The sequence below is a fragment of the Halorussus halobius genome (assembly GCF_004765805.1).
Classification (GTDB): Archaea; Halobacteriota; Halobacteria; order Halobacteriales; family Haladaptataceae; genus Halorussus; species Halorussus halobius.
This window is the reverse complement of sequence record NZ_ML219773.1, coordinates 1004779-1021769: the sequence shown is the minus strand read 5'-3', so window position 1 is coordinate 1021769 and position 16991 is coordinate 1004779. Positions and strand designations below refer to the sequence as shown.

21 protein-coding genes and 1 tRNA gene are annotated in these 16991 nt (G+C 70.1%); 6 read left to right on the top strand and 16 right to left on the bottom strand.

Annotation, left to right across the window (positions count from 1 at the left end; genetic code table 11):
- Positions 1 to 2: 2 nt before the first annotated feature.
- From rpmC to EPL03_RS05160, 9 genes are read right to left on the bottom strand one after another with little or no spacing between them, the layout of a single operon-like run.
- Positions 3 to 227: a 50S ribosomal protein L29 gene (gene rpmC / locus EPL03_RS05200; protein WP_135828255.1), complete on the bottom strand. Its 225-nt coding sequence runs from the start codon at positions 225 to 227 to the stop codon at positions 3 to 5.
- On the bottom strand, positions 227 to 1144 hold the full coding sequence (locus EPL03_RS05195) for a 30S ribosomal protein S3 (protein ID WP_135828254.1): 918 nt from the start codon (positions 1142 to 1144) through the stop codon (positions 227 to 229). The genes rpmC and EPL03_RS05195 overlap by 1 nt, the downstream gene beginning before the upstream one ends.
- Positions 1144 to 1611 carry a 50S ribosomal protein L22 gene (locus EPL03_RS05190; RefSeq protein ID WP_135828253.1) on the bottom strand — a complete coding sequence of 156 codons (468 nt, stop codon included), beginning with the start codon at positions 1609 to 1611 and terminating at the stop codon, positions 1144 to 1146. The genes EPL03_RS05195 and EPL03_RS05190 overlap by 1 nt, the downstream gene beginning before the upstream one ends.
- Positions 1612 to 1614: 3 nt before the next feature.
- Positions 1615 to 2040, bottom strand: a complete 426-nt coding sequence (locus tag EPL03_RS05185; RefSeq protein WP_135828252.1) for a 30S ribosomal protein S19 — start codon at positions 2038 to 2040, stop codon at positions 1615 to 1617.
- Position 2041: 1 nt separating this feature from the next.
- Positions 2042 to 2761, bottom strand: coding sequence for a 50S ribosomal protein L2 (locus tag EPL03_RS05180; RefSeq protein ID WP_135828251.1), 720 nt, complete (start codon positions 2759 to 2761; stop codon positions 2042 to 2044).
- A 3-nt stretch (positions 2762 to 2764) separates the two neighbouring features.
- Positions 2765 to 3025, bottom strand: a complete 261-nt coding sequence (locus EPL03_RS05175; protein ID WP_135828250.1) for a 50S ribosomal protein L23 — start codon at positions 3023 to 3025, stop codon at positions 2765 to 2767.
- On the bottom strand, positions 3022 to 3768 hold the full coding sequence (gene rpl4p, locus EPL03_RS05170; RefSeq protein ID WP_135828249.1) for a 50S ribosomal protein L4: 747 nt from the start codon (positions 3766 to 3768) through the stop codon (positions 3022 to 3024). The genes EPL03_RS05175 and rpl4p overlap by 4 nt, the downstream gene beginning before the upstream one ends.
- A gap of 3 nt (positions 3769 to 3771) precedes the next feature.
- Entirely contained in the window at positions 3772 to 4788 is a 1017-nt protein-coding gene (locus EPL03_RS05165; RefSeq protein ID WP_135828248.1) for a 50S ribosomal protein L3, read from the bottom strand.
- Positions 4789 to 4792: 4 nt separating this feature from the next.
- On the bottom strand, positions 4793 to 5683 hold the full coding sequence (locus tag EPL03_RS05160) for a putative RNA uridine N3 methyltransferase (RefSeq protein WP_135828247.1): 891 nt from the start codon (positions 5681 to 5683) through the stop codon (positions 4793 to 4795).
- Positions 5684 to 5905: 222 nt separating this feature from the next.
- On the opposite strand from EPL03_RS05160, the gene EPL03_RS05155 reads away from it, so the two are divergent.
- From EPL03_RS05155 to EPL03_RS05145, 3 genes are all read left to right on the top strand, one after another.
- A tRNA-Gly gene (locus EPL03_RS05155) sits at positions 5906 to 5976 on the top strand.
- Positions 5977 to 6440: 464 nt separating this feature from the next.
- Positions 6441 to 6626: a hypothetical protein gene (locus EPL03_RS05150; RefSeq protein ID WP_135828246.1), complete on the top strand. Its 186-nt coding sequence runs from the start codon at positions 6441 to 6443 to the stop codon at positions 6624 to 6626.
- A gap of 106 nt (positions 6627 to 6732) precedes the next feature.
- Positions 6733 to 7368, top strand: a complete 636-nt coding sequence (locus EPL03_RS05145) for a nucleotidyltransferase family protein (RefSeq protein WP_135828245.1) — start codon at positions 6733 to 6735, stop codon at positions 7366 to 7368.
- Here the strand turns inward: EPL03_RS05145 and EPL03_RS05140 are convergent.
- Complete coding sequence (locus EPL03_RS05140) at positions 7329 to 8513, bottom strand: XdhC family protein (protein ID WP_210424900.1); 1185 nt, start codon at positions 8511 to 8513, stop codon at positions 7329 to 7331. The two genes, EPL03_RS05145 and EPL03_RS05140, sit on opposite strands and share 40 nt — an antisense overlap.
- A 145-nt stretch (positions 8514 to 8658) precedes the next feature.
- Here EPL03_RS05140 and EPL03_RS05135 point away from each other — a divergent pair, with 145 nt between their 5' ends.
- The 3 genes from EPL03_RS05135 to EPL03_RS05125 all read left to right on the top strand — a co-directional run bounded on the left by EPL03_RS05135 (position 8659) and on the right by EPL03_RS05125 (position 11107).
- Complete coding sequence (locus tag EPL03_RS05135; RefSeq protein WP_135828244.1) at positions 8659 to 9588, top strand: sulfide-dependent adenosine diphosphate thiazole synthase; 930 nt, start codon at positions 8659 to 8661, stop codon at positions 9586 to 9588.
- 7 nt (positions 9589 to 9595) lie between these two features.
- On the top strand, positions 9596 to 10372 hold the full coding sequence (locus EPL03_RS05130; protein WP_135828243.1) for a DUF7001 family protein: 777 nt from the start codon (positions 9596 to 9598) through the stop codon (positions 10370 to 10372).
- 81 nt (positions 10373 to 10453) lie between these two features.
- Positions 10454 to 11107 (top strand): rubrerythrin family protein, encoded by a 654-nt coding sequence (locus EPL03_RS05125; RefSeq protein WP_135828242.1) that lies wholly within the window; start codon positions 10454 to 10456, stop codon positions 11105 to 11107.
- A gap of 102 nt (positions 11108 to 11209) precedes the next feature.
- Here EPL03_RS05125 and EPL03_RS05120 read toward each other — a convergent pair whose 3' ends face one another.
- The 6 genes from EPL03_RS05120 to EPL03_RS05095 form a co-directional block, all read right to left on the bottom strand.
- Complete coding sequence (locus EPL03_RS05120; protein ID WP_135828241.1) at positions 11210 to 11392, bottom strand: DUF5786 family protein; 183 nt, start codon at positions 11390 to 11392, stop codon at positions 11210 to 11212.
- 65 nt (positions 11393 to 11457) lie between these two features.
- Entirely contained in the window at positions 11458 to 12729 is a 1272-nt protein-coding gene (tuf, locus tag EPL03_RS05115; RefSeq protein ID WP_135828240.1) for a translation elongation factor EF-1 subunit alpha, read from the bottom strand.
- Between the two features lie 133 nt (positions 12730 to 12862).
- The gene (locus tag EPL03_RS05110; protein WP_135828239.1) at positions 12863 to 13060 is read right to left on the bottom strand and encodes a hypothetical protein; all 198 of its coding nucleotides are present in this window, start codon (positions 13058 to 13060) and stop codon (positions 12863 to 12865) included.
- A gap of 130 nt (positions 13061 to 13190) precedes the next feature.
- Positions 13191 to 14324: an outer membrane protein assembly factor BamB family protein gene (locus EPL03_RS05105; protein ID WP_135828238.1), complete on the bottom strand. Its 1134-nt coding sequence runs from the start codon at positions 14322 to 14324 to the stop codon at positions 13191 to 13193.
- Entirely contained in the window at positions 14321 to 15352 is a 1032-nt protein-coding gene (locus EPL03_RS05100) for a M48 family metalloprotease (RefSeq protein WP_244605197.1), read from the bottom strand. The genes EPL03_RS05105 and EPL03_RS05100 overlap by 4 nt, the downstream gene beginning before the upstream one ends.
- A 123-nt stretch (positions 15353 to 15475) precedes the next feature.
- Positions 15476 to 16681 (bottom strand): MFS transporter, encoded by a 1206-nt coding sequence (locus EPL03_RS05095; RefSeq protein ID WP_135828237.1) that lies wholly within the window; start codon positions 16679 to 16681, stop codon positions 15476 to 15478.
- Between the last annotated feature and the right edge of the window lie 310 nt (positions 16682 to 16991).

Here is a 16991-nt window from a genome sequence, read left to right as displayed (position 1 = left end):
GTCTACGCCTCTGTTGCGGCTTCGTCGAGGTCTCCCTCTTCCCGCTGGATCGTCTTTATCCGCGCGATGGTCCGCCGAAGCTCCTGAAATCGTCCGGGGTCCTCGGGGGCACCGCCGGCCGCCTTCACCGCCTTCGCGTTGAGGAGTTCGGTCTCGAGGTCGTCGAGTTCGGCCTCGCGCTCGGCCGGCGTCATGTCCCGAATCTCCTCGGTGTGCAGGATGGCCATTACTCGTCACCCTCCTCGCCGTCCATCTCGTCCATCAGCTCCTCGGCTTCCTGCTCGACTTCCGCTTCGAGTTCGTCGAGTTCCTCCTCGACCGACTCCTCGGCGTCGTCCGACTCTTCGGCGTCGTCCTCGGACTCGATTTCCTCTTCGAGGACCTCCTCGACGACCTCCTCGTCGACGGACTCGTCGTCGGATTCGGCGGGCACCTCGCCCGCGTCCTCGTCGTCTTCGAGTTCCTCGTCGGTCGGCTCTTCGAGCAGTTCCTCGACGCCGGCCTGCTCGTTGGCCTCGACGGCCTCGGGAACGATTTCCTCGGGGTTCGCGCCCTCCTGAATCTCGAAGTCGTCGGGCAGGTCCGCCCCCGGCGGGATTATCTTCACGTCCACGCCGATGGTGCCGAGTTTGAGGACCGCGACGCCCTGTCCGTGGTCGACGATGTCCTCGGCGGGCTCGCCGTTGTGCTTGATGTAGCCACGGTTGAACTTCTCGACGCGCGAGCGCGCACCCGTGACCTTCCCGCTCAGGACGATTTCGGCACCGAGGGCACCGGCGTCCATGATGCGGTCGATGGTGGTGTGGCCGGCCTTCCGGAAGTACCAGCCGCGCTCGAGCGCGTTGGCCAGTCGGTCGGCGACGATGCGGGCGTTGAGGTCCGGCTCGTCGACCTCCTGAACGTCGATCTGGGGGTCGTCGAGGTCGAACCGCTCTTCGAGTTGCGACGTTATCTTCCGGATGTTCTTCCCGCCCTTGCCGATGACCATGCCGGGCTTCTCGGCCTTGAGCACGATCTGGGTGCCCATCGGGGTCTTGGCGACCTCCATGCCGCCGTAGCCCGCGCGGCCGAGTTCGTCGGCGAAGAACTCGTCTATCTGGGAGCGTTGCAACCCGTCGTGGATGAACTGCTGTTCGTCCGCCATTATTCGGCCTCCTCCTGGTCTTCGAGGACGAGTTCGACGTCGACCTCGGGCGAGTTCCAGTCGGTCGCGCGACCCATCGCTCGGGGCTTGCGGCCCTGGGACTCGCCCACCTTGTGGGCGGCGACGTGGCGAACCGTCATCGCCTCGCCGTCGAACCCCTGCTGGTCGGCGTTGTTGAGGACGTTCTCGATGAGGTCGAGGAACGCCTCGCTGGCCTTCTCGGGGTAGCGACCGGCGTCCCAGCCGTCGATGTCGCTCCGGTGGCCGACGCCGCTGTTGTGCTGCTTGAACGGCACCGACCGCTCGCCGTCGACGACCGCCTGGAGGTACTCGCGGGCCTCGGCGGCGGTCTTGCCCTTTATCTCGCGGGCGATGGCTTTGCTGTGCTTGTGGCTCATGTGCCGCTCCCGGAGCATCCCCTTGGCGGTGGTGTCCGGGTCGGTCTCGACGCTGTAGCTGATTCCCATGGTTTACTTGAGTGGCACGAACTTCGAGGAGCGGGTCGCGCCGATGCCGGCCTGTCCGTGCTCGACCGACTGGCGGGTCAGCTGGAACTCGCCGAGGTAGTGGCCCAGCATCTCGGGCTCGACGTACACCCGCTCGAAGCTCTGGCCGGTGTACACCTCGAAGGTCTTGCCGACGAACGCCGGCAGGATGGGCATGTTCCGGAGGTGGGTCCGGAGCGGGTCGTTGGCCGTCTCCTCCTCGCCGGCCTCGCGGGCCTCCGCGAGCAGCTTCTGCTGCTGGGCGGACAGACCGCGCTCGATGGTTCGCCGCTGTCGGGCGGGAAGCAGTTCCGCGACCTCGTCTACGTCCATCTCCTGCAGCTCGTCGAGCGTGTGGCCGCGATAGGTGAACTCACCCTCGCGCCCGGTTCGGTAGCCGCTGTCGCTCATGTCAGTTACCTCCCCGTCCCGTGCGCCGGGACGAGATGTCGCCGACCTTGCGTCCCGGCGGGGCGTTCCGCGAGACGGACTTGGGTCGGCCGGGGTGCTGGCGGCCGCCGCCACCGAACGGGTGGTCGACGGCGTTCATGGCCACGCCGCGCACGTTGGGCCACTTGGTGCCCCGAGACTTCATCTTGTGGTACTTGTTGCCTGCCTTCACCATCGGCTTCTCGGTGCGGCCGCCGCCGGCCACGACGCCGATAGTCGCCCGGCAGTCGGGCGAGAGCCGCTTGACCTCGCCGCTCGGCAGTTCCACGACCGCCGCGTCGCGGTCGTGCGTGACGAGCGTCGCGTTCACGCCGGACGCGCGGGCGAACTTGCCGCCGTCGCCCGGACTCGATTCGACGTTACACACCGGGACTCCTTCCGGAATCTCGGCCAGCGGCAGGGTGTTGCCCTGCTTTATCTCGGCGCTGACGCCGACCTGAATCTCCTGGCCGACCCCGACGCCCTCGGGCGCGAGCACGAGGCGCTGGTCGCCGTCCTCGAACTCGACGGCCGCGACGGGCGCGCTCCGGGCCGGGTCGTGTTCGACGTCGACGACCGTCCCGGAGACGGTGTCGACGTCCTCGGGTTTCTTGTGCGTGAGGTCCGCCTTGTACTGGTGCGACGGGGCGCGGAACGTCGGCGTGCCGCGACCGCGTCGCTGTCCTTGGATTCGTCGTCCCATGTGTCAGAACACCCCGATTCGCGACGCGACTTCCTGCGCGTCGTCGTCCTCCGAGAGGGTCACGGTCGCCTTCTTGTCGCCGTTCATCGTCACCTGCGTATTCACCTTCTCGACGGTGACCTCGTACTGGTCCTCGATGGCGTCCTGGACCTCCGCCTTCGTGGCGTCGACGTGGACGATGAACTGGAGCTTGTTCTTGAAGTCCATCTCGTCCATCGCCTTCTCGGTGACCCACGGGTAGTCGATGACGTCGCTCGTACTCATCGGTCGGCCACCTCCTCGATCGCGCTCTCGGTCCAGACGGTCAGCCGGCCGGCATCGGTGCCCGGCGCGAGGTCCTCGGCGTTGACCTCCTCGGCCGTCGCCACGTCGGCCCCCGCGAGGTTGCGGGCGGCCGTCGAGGGCTCGTCGCTGGTCACGAACAGCACCGACTTGGGCGTCTTGTACTTGCGCCCACGGGTGGTGCCCCGACCCGCGCGAACCGACTTGTTGTCCTCCGCGCGCTCGACGTCGGCGTGCGCGCCGACCGCTTCGAGCAGCGCGACGACCTCCTTGGTCTTCACGAGGTCCTCGAACTCGTCGCTCACCACGAGCGGCAGGTCGAGGTCGTCGTCGAACTCGTGGCCGCGCTCGGCCACGCGGTCGGCGTCGGCGGTCGCCGCGACCGCGCACCGGACCGCCTGCTTGCGCTCCTTGGTGTTGATGTCCAGCGTTCGGTCTTTCTCTTCTTTGGGCGGGTGGGCCTTCCGGCCACCGACGGCCTGCGGGACGCGGGCCGCCTGCCCGTTCGTCCGGGGGACGTGTGCCATCCCGCGGCCGCTGCCGGGCGACTCCGCCGAGGTCCGCATCCCGGCGTAGTCGTCGGCACCGTAGTCCTGCGTTCGGTTTGCCTGCGCGGCGAGTACGGCCCGCTTGATGAGGTCCTCCCGGACGGTCGTCTCGAAGACGTCCGGCAGGTCGAGCGTGCCCTCGGACTCGCCGTCGAGGTTTCGAATGGTTGCCTGCATGATTTATCCCTGGTTCGATTCGGTGCTCACGTACCGCACCTCGGGGTCGAGGCGCGGCTGGTCGTTCGGTCGGATGGCGGTGCGCAAGCGCAGGAGGCGCTTGTCCGGGCCGGGAACCGACCCCTTGACCAGCGCGTACGGGCCGTCGACCTCGCCGTAGTTGACGAAGCCGCCGTCCACGTTCACGTCGTCGCCCTCGCCGATGTCGACGAGGCGCTTGTTGAGTTCGGTGCGCTGGTGGTAGCCGGTCTGGCCCTGCTGGGGCACCGTCGAGCGCACGCGCGAGGGGTTCCACGGACCGAGGTTGCCGATCCGTCGCCGCCACCCCTGCCGGGCGTGCTTGCCCTTCCGCTTCTGGACGCCCCAGCGCTTGACGGGACCCTGGGTCCCTTTGCCCTTGGTGACGCCGCCGACGTCGGCGTACTCGCCCGCGCGGAACACGTCGTTCATGTCGTGAACGCCGCCGTCCTCCACGAGGTCGAGCGCGAAGTCGAGGCGGTCGTCGAGCGACCCGCCACCGACCCGCGTCTCCATCACGTCGGGTTGTTTCTTCGGGACGCTCGGAATCTCGCTCGGGACCGTGTGGGTGACGACGCGGAGGTCCGCGACGTCGCCGGCCTCGACGGCCGCGCGGAGGTCGTCCGCGCCGGCCGTCGAGTCGGGGTCCTCGGGGAGGTCGAGCGTCCGGTCCAGTTCCTCGTGGAACTCGTCGCCCCATACTTCCGTGAGCGGCTTCTTGCCGTACGGCGTGTCTTCGTAGGCTCGCAGCGCGACTGCCCGCATGGGCGGCGTCTCTACGATGGTGACGGGGACGGTCTCCTCCATCCCTTCTCGGGGGGAGTCGGACTCGTCGTTGACCATCACCACGTGGCTCATGCCGACCTTGTAACCCGCGAAGCCCTGCAGGGACGGACTGCCGTCTCCGTCGGGCCACGAGTTGAAGCGCGGGACTTCGCTGGTCGCGCGCGTTCGGGGGCCGAACCCTAGCGAACCTTTGCGTGGTCTGCTTGTCTCTGGCATCGTATCACTTCTTTTTGAGGTTCAGGCAGGCGAGGGCGGCGAACATCGCTTCTTCGGTTCGCACGACCTCGCTGCCTTGATTCGGAACCGCGTTGACCCAGAGGTCGAACCGGCCGGGTGCGCCGGATTCGACTCGGGACTCCGCGTCCGCCCCGGCCTCCCGGTCGTCGCTGGGCCACTCGCGGGCCAGCGATTCGGTCGGGAGGTCGAGCATCTCCGGCAGGCCCCGACCCGGTGCGCCGAACGCGACGGTCGCTCCGTCGCGCTCGATGCGGCCGACCACGTCGGTCAGCCGCCGGGTCGTCAGCTCGACCCCGTGGCGGGACGTCGCGATTCGGACGCCCGCGTCGTCGCGGTCGAGTGCCGCCGGGAGGTCCGCGCGCGTCACCGACAAGCCCGAGAGGGGCTCGTCTACGAGCTTCGCGCGGACCGGACTTCGCGAAGAGATCCTGACGGTAACGCGCTCCCCCTCGTCGACCGCCATTTCGGGCGGGGCGACGAGCGAGATCGGGTGTTGCAGTCCGCAATTGACCCGAACGCGCCCTTCAGGTCCGACCTCGGTCACGATTCCCTGTCTTAACGACCCCGAACCCTCGGATTCGGAGCCGGTCAGCGACGGGGCGCGGAGCGGCGGCAGGACGCCCGCGTACTCCAGTTCGTCCCGGACGCCGAATACCTCCTTTCGGAGGTAGGGCGGCGTCGCGGCGTATTCCAGCACGGTACTTACGAACCCGCCACCCCACTTCTCCTCGCCGTCGCGGTCCGGAAAGACCACGAGGCGGTCGGCCCGGAAGACGGTCGCCGCGCGGGCGACGTAGCCGAGCTTGCGAGTCGCCTCGCGTTTGTCCTCGGCTTCCCGGACGAGGGATGACGGCACGAGCACGCTGACAGTCATACCGTGACGCTTCGACGCCCCGTCACTAGACTGTAGCGAATCGTACCGGCTTCGGTCTTAAAAGGGTGCCGCTTCCGTTCTACGGGTGCGACGGCATCACAAAGCCCGTGCCGGCCGAAATCGGGGGTTCGAACCGCGCCTCGACCGTGGTACCGTCCCCCGATTCCGACCGCTTTCGGAAGCCTTATTTAGTAGCCGGGTGTTATCGGTGAATGCAGACGCGCGCCGGTAGTGTAGTGGTATCACGTGACCTTGCCATGGTCGCAACCGGGGTTCAAATCCCCGCCGGCGCACTTCTCCGGAAGCAACACACTGAGCGGCGCGTTTCATCGCGCCGCGCCGCTTGCTTCCGGTGAATGCTGTTTGCGGGGATTTGAACCCTGCCAGTCGCAGCCCGGAAGCGCAGCGAAGCGAGCATCCCGGACCGTCTGGCCCCGGTTCAAATCCCCGCCGGCGCACTTCTCTCGGACGCAAACTGGCGAGCAACTTCCATGTCGCTCGCCTTCGTGCGAGGCAAAATCGTTCTGCGGGGATTCGAAGTAGCCGAGTCGCACGCCCGCGCAGCGTAGCGAGCAGGAACGTCTCGGCGTGGTTCAAATTTCCGGAAGACTCGCTCCGCTCGTCTTCCGACGTTCGCGGGCCGATGGCCCGCTCACCCCCGCCGACGCACTTCTCCGGAAGCAACGCACTGAGCGGCGCGTCTCGTCGCGTCCGCTGTTCCCGGCAAAATATATTCCTGCTGTCAGAACCGCCACTCGTGAGCCGACTCCTGTACGACCACCGGCGCGCGCTGTTCGGGGCAATCGCTCTCACCCCTATCCTCCTCGTCGCCGCGTTTCGATGGGAACGGGGGCTTCTCGGCCTCGGAGCCGTCCTATCCGTCCTGCTGACGCTGAAGGCCGCGAGCGTCGTCCTGACGACGGCGCTCCGTCTCGTCCTGTGAACAGCGACCGGCGATTCCTCTCGTCCCGCGAGCGCGACCGGCGATTCGACCGGGTGAGCGACCGCACGGCCGAGGATTTTAGCCGGTCGGCCGCGACCCACTGGACGTGATACTCGGCGTCCTGCTGGCGGCCGGGAACGGGTCGCGGTTCGCGGACTCCGGGGCCGACTCCGCGAACAAACTGCTCGCGACCCTCGACGGCCGGCCAGTGGTGGCGCACGCCGCCCGGACCCTGACCGAGTCCCGCGTGGACGAGTCGGTCGCGGTCGTGGGCCACGACCGCGAGCGCGTCGCCGACGCCCTGCCGGAGGAAATCGACGCCGTCGCGAACCCCGACTACGGGGCGGGCCAGAGCGCCTCCGTCCGGCGCGGGGTCGCGGTCGCCCGCGAGCGCGACGCGTCGGCAGTACTGTTCGCGCTCGGCGATATGCCCCGTATCGCGGTCGAGACCGTCGACGCGCTCGTCGCGGCGTACCGCGACGTCGACCCCGCGCCCGGCATCGTCGCGCCCCGCTACGAGGGCCGGCGGGGTAATCCCGTGCTGTTCGACGCCCGGCACTTCGACGCGCTGGCGGCCGTGACCGGCGACCGGGGCGGGCGCGGGCTGGTCGAGTCCGAACCCGTGTCGTGGGTCGACGTGACCGACCCCGGAATCCACCGCGACGTGGACACCGAGCGGGACCTGCGGGCACTCCGGCGGAATCAGGACGAGTTGTCTCGCTCGGACGACTCGCGGGGGTGAATCGGCCCCTCCCCGCGGGAGAGCCGACCCCCGTCGCGGCCGTTCGACGCCGCCAGCACCTCGCTCACTATCGAGAGCGCGACCTGGGTGGGCTCGCCGCCGCCGAGGTCGAGCCCCACCGGCGTCGCGATGCGGTCGCGGTCGGCCGCCGAGAGCCGGCTCCCCTCGTCGGCGAGCGCGTCGCGCATCTGCTCGAACCGCTTTCGGGGCCCCATCAGCCCGACGTAGGGAACTGCGGTGTCCAGCAGCGCGTCGAGCGCCAGCCGGTCGTCGACGAAGTTGTGCGACATCACGACCGCGTAGGTGTCGGCCGGCCGGGAGACGACCTCGGCGACCTCCGACGGTCGAGTCGCGACCACCTCGTGGGCGTCGGGAAACTGTTCTGCGTCTGCGCGCGCGCCTCGCGCGGCCGCGACCGTGACCCGGAAGCCGGCGTCCCGTGCGAGCCGCGCGACCGGCCGCACGTCCGGGCTGTGCCCGAAAATCAGGAGCTCCGGCACCGGTTCGAGGCCGTCGACGAACACCTCGACCGTCCCGCGTTCGGTCCCTACCGCGAGGGTGTCCGACCGTCCGGTCTCGGCGAACGCGGCGGCCGTCTCGCGCACGGCGTCGAGCACGGCGTCGGGTATCGGCGGCCGGGGGTCGGTCGCGGTCGCGTCGCCCGACTCGTCGACGAGCGCTCGCGCGCCGACGGTCGCCTCCGGGTGAGCCGTCCCGGAGTCGTCGGCTCGGACGCCGCCGACCACCGTCAGCAGGGCGGCGCGCTCGCCCGCCGCGAGTCGGTCGAGCGCGGGTCGGACGCTCGCGTCGACCGGCTCGACCAGCACGTCCACGACGCCGTTGCACCCGAGACCGAACCCCCACGCGCCGTCCTCGCCCGTGAGGTCGAACGTCTCCCGAAGCGGCCCCGACGAGAGGGCCGCCGCCGCGAGGTCGGCGACCGGCTCGTCGAGACAGCCGGCGGTTATCGCGCCGACACCGTCCTCAGCGTCGGCTCCGGCGAGGACGCGCTTCGCGCCGGGCCGGCGGTAGGCCGACCCCTCGACCCCCGAGACGGTGGCGACCGCCGCGTCGCCGCCGTCGAGCGACGCCCGAAGCGTCTCGCGGACCGACAGCGTGCTGGCGCTCCACGCTCGGTCGTCCATGTCCGGCAGTAGCAATCCGACGCATTTAGCGGTTGCCGTGAGCGTTCCGACCGCCGAGCGCGTTGCCCCTGGTGGGCGTCGGGTCGCCGACCGGCCTGCCCGTACCGCAACCCCTTTCAACTACTCCGTTTTACTACTAAGTGGTATGAGCGAGTTCGACCAGTTCAGCGACGTCGGCGAGGCCGAAGTCACGCGCGCCATCGGACAGGAGTGGACCGAGGAGTTCATGGACTTCTCGGACAGCGACGTCATCATCGTCGGGGGCGGTCCCTCCGGGCTGATGGCGGCCAAGGAACTCTCCGAGCGGGGCGTCCAGACGATGGTCGTCGAGAAGAACAACTACCTCGGCGGGGGCTTCTGGCTCGGCGGCTTCCTGATGAACAAGGTGACGGTCCGGGACCCGGCCCAGCGCGTCCTCGACGACCTCGACGTCGACTTCAAGCGCTCGCAGGATTCGGAGGGGCTGTACGTCGCCAACGGCCCCCACGCCTGCTCGGCGCTCATCAAGGCCGCCTGCGACGCCGGCGCGAAGATGCAGAACATGACCGAGTTCACCGACATCGTCATCCGCGAGGACCACCGCGTCGGCGGCATCGTGATGAACTGGACGCCGGTCCACGCGTTGCCCCGCGAGATAACCTGCGTCGACCCCATCGCGGTCGAGGCCGACCTCGTCATCGACGCCACGGGCCACGACGCGATGGCGGTCTCGAAGCTCGACGAGCGCGGCGTCCTCGACGCGCCGGGCATCGGCGACGCCAAGGAGAACGCGACCGGCATGGACCAGACCGGCGACGACTCCTACGGCGCGCCCGGCCACGACTCGCCCGGCCACGACTCGATGTGGGTCGGCGAGAGCGAGGACGCCGTGGTCGAGCACACCGGTCCGGTCCACGACGGCCTGATCGCGACCGGGATGGCGACCGCGACGACCTACGGCCTGCCCCGGATGGGGCCGACGTTCGGCGCGATGCTGGTGTCGGGCAAGCGCGCCGCCCAGTGTGCCATCGACGAACTCGGCGTCGACGCCGACCCGGTCGAGATGACGACGCGGACGGCGTCGGCCGACGACTGAACCGACGATGCCGACGGTCGCGCTGTACCGCGCGCCGACCGCGGCCGCGGACGTCGACGGGATTGCCGACTGGCTCCGCGCGCGGCTCGACGGCGCGGGCACCGACGGGGTCGAAGTCGAGGTCCGGGACCGCTTTCCGCGGGTCCACCGCACCGCCGACCTCGCCGAGCGGTTCGCGGAGGCCCGGGTGCGCTCGCCCCGCGAGCGCGAGACCGGCAACGCGATGTTCGGCGTCGTCCGGTACGAGGAGCGCGCGCTCGACGACCCCGAGCGCGCCGGCGGCGTCCTCTACGACGGCGTGGCCCTCCAGCGCGCGCTGAACGCCGCGCTGCCCGCCGACGAGCGCGACCTCGACCGGCTCCACGTCGCGGTGCTCGACCGCGCGCTCGGGACGTGGGGCGACCACGACGGTCGGTGGCACAAGCGCGTGAACGTCCTGGGTCAGCCCGCGCTGGTGTCGGTGCCCGGGCTGTACGAAGCGCCCGCCAGGCCCGAGGCGTACTACGAGGCCCAGCAGAAACACGCCCTGCTGTCGGGCGACGCGCCGCCCCGCGAGGTGCTCGAAAGCGAGGTCGACGGCGAGTTCCTCGTGGAAGACGACCCCCGGACCACCGAGGCGCTGGCGGGCTACGTCCTGCAGGCGGTCCACTGCTGGCTGACCGGCGAGGGCTTCTGTGCGGTCGAGGGCTGTCGGCTCTCGAACCCCCACCGACAGCCGGGCGTGGTCGCGGCCCAACTCCGGGACCCCGAGTTCTGCGACGACCACGCCGACCGGTACGGCTGAGGAGCCAGCCGCTCGACCCGACAGTTCCGGGTCCCGCCGACCGCGCAAACCTTCAAGCGCCGCGCCGACCTACCCGCACCCATGGACGCCGACAGCTTCCCGGCCGCCGTCAGGGAGTCCAAAGCCACCGAACTCGACCGGCTGGGCTCCCAGCAGTCGCTCGTGGCGCTGACCGACGCCGACCTCGACGCCGAGCGGGTCCTGCGGGCCGCCGCCCGGAGCGAGGCGACCGCCCGCGAGACGTTCGCCGGCTGGGCCGACGCCGAGTCCGACGACGCCGCCCGCGAGGCGTTCGCCGCGCTGGCCGACCGGGAGGCCGACCACTACGAGCGCGTGGTCGCCGAACTCGACGGCGGCGGGGGAAACGACGAGGTCGCGGCGGTGTCCGACGACGGGGTCGACCCGATGCACGAGCGCCTTCGGGACCTCGACGCCACCGTCGAGCGCGCGGCGGGGCTGGTCGGGCGGTCGCTGGTGGCCGACCGGACCCTGCTACAGGTGGTGAACTTCTTCGTCAACGAGGCCGACGAGCGCCGGGCCGACCTGTTCAGGGACCTGCGCGCGGACACCGAGGGGGCCGTCTCGACCGGCGCGGAACTGCTGGAGCGCAGTTGCGAGGGCGAGGCCGACCGGGAGCGCGCCCGCGAGACCGCCGAGGCGGTCGTGCAGGTCGCCTACGACGACTACGCCGAGACGCTGGCGGGGATGGGACTGGACCCGAAACCCATCTGCTGACTCGCGGGCCCCGGCTAGGACGGCGTGGCGACTGGCGGTCGGGCGAGAGCATCGAAAAAACGTGGCGTGCAAACCGTCGCGAATCCCCCCGAACGGACCGGTCTACGACTCGTCGTCGCTGTCTTTGATGTCGTTGAGCTGGTCGAGGAGCTCGTCCTGGGAGGCGTCGGAGTCGAACGAGACCTTCCCCTCGTGGGTGTTCTCGTGGACGGTGACGCCGTCGTCCTCGTCGAAGTCGTTGTCCTGGTCCTGTTGTTCGGACTCGTCGTAGCTACCAAAACCCATGTTAGACAGAAGGGGTTCCGCACAGTAAAAACGTCCGGTGTCGGCCGGCGGTCGACCACCGACGACTATCGCTCGGTTATCTCCAGCACGCGGCCCGCCGCGATGGTCTGGCCCATGTCGCGGACGGCGAAGCTCCCGAGTTCCGGAATCTCCGAGGCCGACTCGATGGAGAGGGGCTTCTGGGGCCGGACCGTCACCACGGCGGCGTCGCCCGACTGGATGAAGTCGGGGTCTTCCTCCTCGACCTCGCCCGACGACGGGTCTATCTTCTGGTCGATGGACTCGATGGTGCAGGCGACCTGCGCGGTGTGGGCGTGGAAGACCGGCGTGTAACCGTCGGTGATGACCGAGGGGTGTTGCATCACGACGATCTGGGCGGTGAACGTCTCGGCGACGCTCGGCGGGTCGGCGGCGGGCCCACAGACGTCGCCCCGCCGGACGTCGTCCTGCCCGATGCCCCGGACGTTGAACCCGACGTTGTCCCCGGGTTCGGCCTGCGGGACCTCCTCGTGGTGCATCTCGATGGTCTTGACCTCGCCGCCGACGTCGGACGGCTGGAACGAGACGTTCTCGCCGACGTTGAGGACGCCCGTCTCGACCCGGCCCACCGGCACCGTGCCGATGCCCGAGATGGTGTACACGTCCTGGATGGGCAGCCGGAGCGGCGCGTCGGTCGGCGGTTCGGGTTCGACCAGGCCGTTGAGCGCCTCCAACAGCAGTTCCCCGTCGTACCACGGCATCCCGTCGCTGGGCTCGACCACGTTGTCGCCCTCCAGCGCCGAGATGGGGATGAAGCTGGCGTCGGCCGTGTCGAACTGGACCTGCTCGAGCAGGTCCTCGACCTCGGCGACGACCTCCCGGTACCGGTTTTCCTCGTAGTCGACGAGGTCCATCTTGTTGACGCCGACGATGAGCTCGTTGATGCCCAGGGTACGGGCGAGGAAGACGTGCTCCTGTGTCTGGGGCGCGACGCCGTCGTCCGCGGCGACGACGAGGACCGCGTTGTCGGCCTGCGACGCCCCGGTTATCATGTTCTTCACGAAGTCGCGGTGGCCCGGCGTGTCGACGATGGTGAAGTAGTACTCGTCGGTCTGGAACTCCTGATGGGCGATGTCTATCGTCACGCCGCGCTCGCGCTCCTCGGCGAGGTTGTCCATCACGTAGGCGAACTCGAAGCCCCCTTTGCCCTTCTCCTCGGCTTCCTCGCGGTGCTGCTCGATGATGTGTTCCGGAATCGACCCCGTCTCGTAGAGGAGTCGGCCCACGAGCGTACTCTTACCGTGGTCGACGTGGCCGATGATAGCCAGGTTCTGATGCGGTTTGTCTGTCTCTGCCATGGTTCCCCACCAGAGTACCAGTCGGCCCGGAGCGCCAAAAGCCCTTCCGGCGACGGAGACGCGACCGGCCTCGGCGGTTCCCGACTAACAACTTCGAGACCAGTAGTTGCCGAGACGCGTCGGGAACCCGGAGTTAGTTCTCGTTCCGAACCACGTACACCACCAGCCCGACTATCCCGAAAACGCCGTAGGCGACGCCCCGGAGCATCGGTGCAGACAGCTCCCGCTTCGTGGCGTCCCGATAGACGTAGTATCCGACCGTCGGCCAGAAAACGAACAGATACAGACCCACGCGGACGAGTACGCCATTGTACGCGGCGAGCCAATCCATGGGTAGCGGAAGAACCCATCCGTAAAGAAGATTGTTCCAATCGGCGGGTGGTTCGCCCGTCTCCGTCCCGATTCTTGCGCTCGAACGTTCAGAACACCACCGAATCGAGCGGGGCCCACCTACCCCCGGACTACGCTCGCCGGTGGCCCCGGACGACGCCGTCCTCGACTGGGACTGCGACCGTCCGGCCGACCACCAGCGGGGCCGCGTCCGCGCCATCGGCCTCGACCGCCCAGCGGACGCTCCCGTCGGCGGCCGCCAGGGCGTACAGCGTGTCGCGCCCGGCCGCGTAGACGCGCTCGCCCGCGACCGCCGGCGGGGCCGAGAATCCCCGTCCGTCCGAGGGGTCGAACTGCCACAGCACCGACCCGTCCTCGGCGTCGCGCGCCGAGAGGGTTCGGTCGGCGACGTAGTACACCGCGCCGTCGCCGACCGCGGGCGACCCCCGGAGCCGGCCCGCCTCGCGCGACCAGCGTTCCGTCCCGTCGCCGAGTGCGAGCGCGGTCAGCCGGTCGCCCGCGGGGACGTACACCGTCCCGTCCGCGACGACCGGGCGGACGTCGCCGGGCGCGCCCGGCACCTCCGTCGACCAGCGCCCCTCGCCGTCCCGGCGAATCGACCGGACCGTCGTCCCGGCGGCCTCGGCGTCGCGGACGACCACCCCATCGGCGGTCGCGGCCAGCGCGCTCGTGGTCTCGGCGGCGACCGAGGCCCGCCAGAGCCGGTCGCCCGCGGACGCCGCTGGGCTCTCGGTCGCCGCGAGCGCGACGAGGTCGTCGGCGTCGGTCAGCGCGTAGAGTCGGTCGCCGGCCGCCGCGAGCCGGCGCGGGAAGCCCTCGACCGACCCCTGCCAGCGGGTCGACCCGTCGGCGTCGAGCGCCGTGACCCCGCCGTCCTCGTGGCCCAGATACAGCGAGTCGTCGCCGACCGCCGGCCGACCGCAGGGTGGCGCACTCGCCGCCCACCGCTCGCGGCCGGTGGCGGCGTCGTAGGCCGCTATCTCGGCCGACTCGCCCCACGTTTCGGCCTCGAAGTCGAACCCGCGTCGCGACCGGTTCACCGTGACGAGCCGGTCGCCGACGACCAGCAGGTCGTCTGGGCTGTAGGGGCCGGTCCCCGTCTCTATCTCCCACCGGACGTCGCCGCCGCCCGGCCGATAGCCACAGCCCGCGAGGCCGGCCAGACCTGCGGTCGCGAGCGCGAGCAGGCCCCGGCGCGAGAGGACGGTCGTCGTTCGGTCGGTCCGCGTTCGGTCCCCGGTCATCGGGATTCGAGTTCGGCGTCCATCTCGCGGAGCCGGTCGATGCGCTCGTCGGTCGGCGGATGGGTCTCGGGGAACAGGTCCCGGCTGAGGAGTTCGCGGTCGTCGCCGAACTGGGGCGCGTCGATGGGCGCGACGTAGAGGGCTTCGAGCCCGCCGTCCTGCTCGCGGAGGTCGTCGTCGGGCAGGTCGGCCATGGTCTCGTCGAGCGTCCGGAGCGCGGTCGCGAGCGCGCCGGGGTCGCCGGTCAGCGCGACCGCGCCCCGGTCGGCGGTGTACTCCCGGTAGCGCGCCAGCAGCCGGAAGAACAGGAAGCTCCCGACCCAGAAGGCCGCGGACACCGCCAGGGTGAGAACCGCGCTCACGACGAGGACGACGACGGCGACCGCCAGTCCCTTCGCGCCGTCGTCGTCGACGTGCCGGAAGCTCCCGAAGACGTGGAACACGCCCTGTAACACGACGTAGGCCGCCATCGCCACGAAGTAGGTCAGCGACGGCAGGAAGTACGCCAGCGTCATCACCGCCACGTCGCGGTTCTTGACGTGGGCGAGTTCGTGCGCGAGGACGGCCTCCAGTTGGGCGTCGTCGAGGCGGTCGACCAGTCCCTCGGTCACGACTATCGTGGCGCTGTCGGGCGACCGACCCACGGTGAACGCGTTCGGGACCGCGCTCGAACTCACCGCCACGGCGGGCGCGGGCAGGTCGACCTGCGCGGCGAGTCGAGTGACCGTGGCGTGAAGCTCGGGATACTCGCCGGAATCGACCTCGCGCGCGCCGGCCGACCGGAGCGCCATCCGCTTGCCCAGGGCGAACTGCGCGAGGAAGCCGACCCCGACCCCGGCCGCCAGCAGGCCGGGGTGGACGTAGAACTCGCCGTTCCACGGGTCGCCGGTGAGCATCTCCAGCAGGTCGAGTCCGACCGTGTTCAGCAGGTACAGCAGGGTGTACGCGAACGCGAAGGGCAGAATCACGACGAACGCCAACGTGAGTACCATCCGGACACGCAGGCTCGCGTCGGACTCCCAGTTCACCGGGAGTCACCTCCGGCGGGGAGGACGGTGCGGGACGGCGGGGAGGGGCGGAGCATGTCCGGGGGATATTCGATAATCCACATAAATCTTCTCTCCTCGTCGCTTCGCGGCCAGTTTCGCGCGCTACGCCGCCTCGGGCGCGTACCACGCTAGCGCGATTCCCGCGAGCGCGACGGCGGTCGCCAGCACGAACGCCGGCCGGTAGCCCGCCCGTCCGATGACCTCGCCGCCGACGAGGGGAGCGGCGAACGCGCCGAACAGCCCGACGCTGGTCATCAGCGACACCGCCGTCCCCCGGACCGCCGGCTCGACGACCTCCGAGAGGTAGGTGTACAGCAGGCCGATGGCGAGCTGGACCGAAAAGCCCGCGACGACGAGCAGCCCGACCACGACCGGGACGTCGGTGAACGCCACGAACCCCCCGACTGCGGGCGCGGTCGCCGCGAACGACACCACGACGACCGGCCGGCGCGCGCCGCCGAACAGCCGGTCGGAGAGCACCCCGCCGCCGGTCCGCGAGAGCACGCCCATCGCGGGGAACAGCGCGGTCAGCGCGCCGCCCAGCGCGAGCGAGACCCCGAGCTGGTCGGTCAGGTAGCTCGGCAACCAGCTGTTGAGAAACAGGTACAGCGAGAACGCCAGAAAGCTCAGGAGCGAGAGCGTCCACGCCGCGCGGTTGGCGAACAGCCGCCGGAACGCCGCGCGGTCGGGCGCGCCGGCCTCGACCGCGAGGCTCCGGCCCCGGGTCGCGAACAGGAACACCGCGACGCCGACGGCCGCCAGCGCCGTGAACGCCGGGAACGCGGCGGGCCAGCCGTACCGGTTCGCGACGAGCGGGCTGCCGAACTGGCCGAGCGCGAACCCGACCGGCGCGCTCGCGGTGAAGACGCCGACCGCGGTCGCGCGGTGGCGGGGACCGACCGACCGCCCGACGAGGTTCGCGCCCGCGTTCCAGAAGACGACGTACGAGAAGCCGCCCACGACCCGGGAGGCGACCAGCCACCAGTACGCGCCCGCCACCGCCGCGACCCAGCCCCACGCACCGGCCACCAGCAACGCGCCGGCCGCGCCCGCGACGACCGGCCGGACCGGGAGCCGGTCGAGCGCGACGCCCACGGGAACGCTGGCGACCACGGCGGTCGCGTACATCACGCTCACCAGCCACCCGGCCGCCGTCTCGCCCACGCCAAGCGAGTCCCGGATCAGCGGCAGGACGCTCGCCGGCGCTATCTCGTACGCGCCGGCGGCCGCCGAGAGCACGAACAGACCTCCGACCAGCCCGACCGTGCGGCGACGGGACAGCCCGGAGAGCGACGAGTCGTCGGTCACGCCCCACCGGTTTTCGGCGACCGCATAAAGTTCCCGTCGGTCGCGGCGACGCGGTCCTCGCGGGGCTCCTCGACCACGTGAAAACGATAGTACATAAACTAGTTTTAGCGAACGTTTTAGTTGCAGCCATCCGAACAGATTTTCATGACGACACGTCTGGCGAGCGGCTCCACGAGCCGACCGAACAGCGGGGTCGAACCGGCCGGGCGTCGGAACGCCCGGACCCGGCGCGACCGACAACGGCGGCCGGGCGCGCACCTGCCTCGCGGCCCGGAATCCGGTTTCGGGCTGGGACCGGGCGACGGGAGCG

Bases quoted from the DNA above. Each gene is read 5' to 3' on its own strand.
- rpmC (WP_135828255.1), bottom strand. From the start codon at position 227: ATGGCCATCCTGCACACCGAGGAGATTCGGGACATGACGCCGGCCGAG.
- EPL03_RS05195 (WP_135828254.1), bottom strand. From the start codon at position 1,144: ATGGCGGACGAACAGCAGTTCATCCACGACGGGTTGCAACGCTCCCAG.
- EPL03_RS05190 (WP_135828253.1), bottom strand. From the start codon at position 1,611: ATGGGAATCAGCTACAGCGTCGAGACCGACCCGGACACCACCGCCAAG.
- EPL03_RS05185 (WP_135828252.1), bottom strand. From the start codon at position 2,040: ATGAGCGACAGCGGCTACCGAACCGGGCGCGAGGGTGAGTTCACCTAT.
- EPL03_RS05180 (WP_135828251.1), bottom strand. From the start codon at position 2,761: ATGGGACGACGAATCCAAGGACAGCGACGCGGTCGCGGCACGCCGACG.
- EPL03_RS05175 (WP_135828250.1), bottom strand. From the start codon at position 3,025: ATGAGTACGAGCGACGTCATCGACTACCCGTGGGTCACCGAGAAGGCG.
- rpl4p (WP_135828249.1), bottom strand. From the start codon at position 3,768: ATGCAGGCAACCATTCGAAACCTCGACGGCGAGTCCGAGGGCACGCTC.
- EPL03_RS05165 (WP_135828248.1), bottom strand. From the start codon at position 4,788: ATGCCAGAGACAAGCAGACCACGCAAAGGTTCGCTAGGGTTCGGCCCC.
- EPL03_RS05160 (WP_135828247.1), bottom strand. From the start codon at position 5,683: ATGACTGTCAGCGTGCTCGTGCCGTCATCCCTCGTCCGGGAAGCCGAG.
- EPL03_RS05140 (WP_210424900.1), bottom strand. From the start codon at position 8,513: ATGGACGACCGAGCGTGGAGCGCCAGCACGCTGTCGGTCCGCGAGACG.
- EPL03_RS05135 (WP_135828244.1), top strand. From the start codon at position 8,659: ATGAGCGAGTTCGACCAGTTCAGCGACGTCGGCGAGGCCGAAGTCACG.
- EPL03_RS05130 (WP_135828243.1), top strand. From the start codon at position 9,596: ATGCCGACGGTCGCGCTGTACCGCGCGCCGACCGCGGCCGCGGACGTC.
- EPL03_RS05125 (WP_135828242.1), top strand. From the start codon at position 10,454: ATGGACGCCGACAGCTTCCCGGCCGCCGTCAGGGAGTCCAAAGCCACC.
- EPL03_RS05120 (WP_135828241.1), bottom strand. From the start codon at position 11,392: ATGGGTTTTGGTAGCTACGACGAGTCCGAACAACAGGACCAGGACAAC.
- tuf (WP_135828240.1), bottom strand. From the start codon at position 12,729: ATGGCAGAGACAGACAAACCGCATCAGAACCTGGCTATCATCGGCCAC.
- EPL03_RS05110 (WP_135828239.1), bottom strand. From the start codon at position 13,060: ATGGATTGGCTCGCCGCGTACAATGGCGTACTCGTCCGCGTGGGTCTG.
- EPL03_RS05105 (WP_135828238.1), bottom strand. From the start codon at position 14,324: ATGACCGGGGACCGAACGCGGACCGACCGAACGACGACCGTCCTCTCG.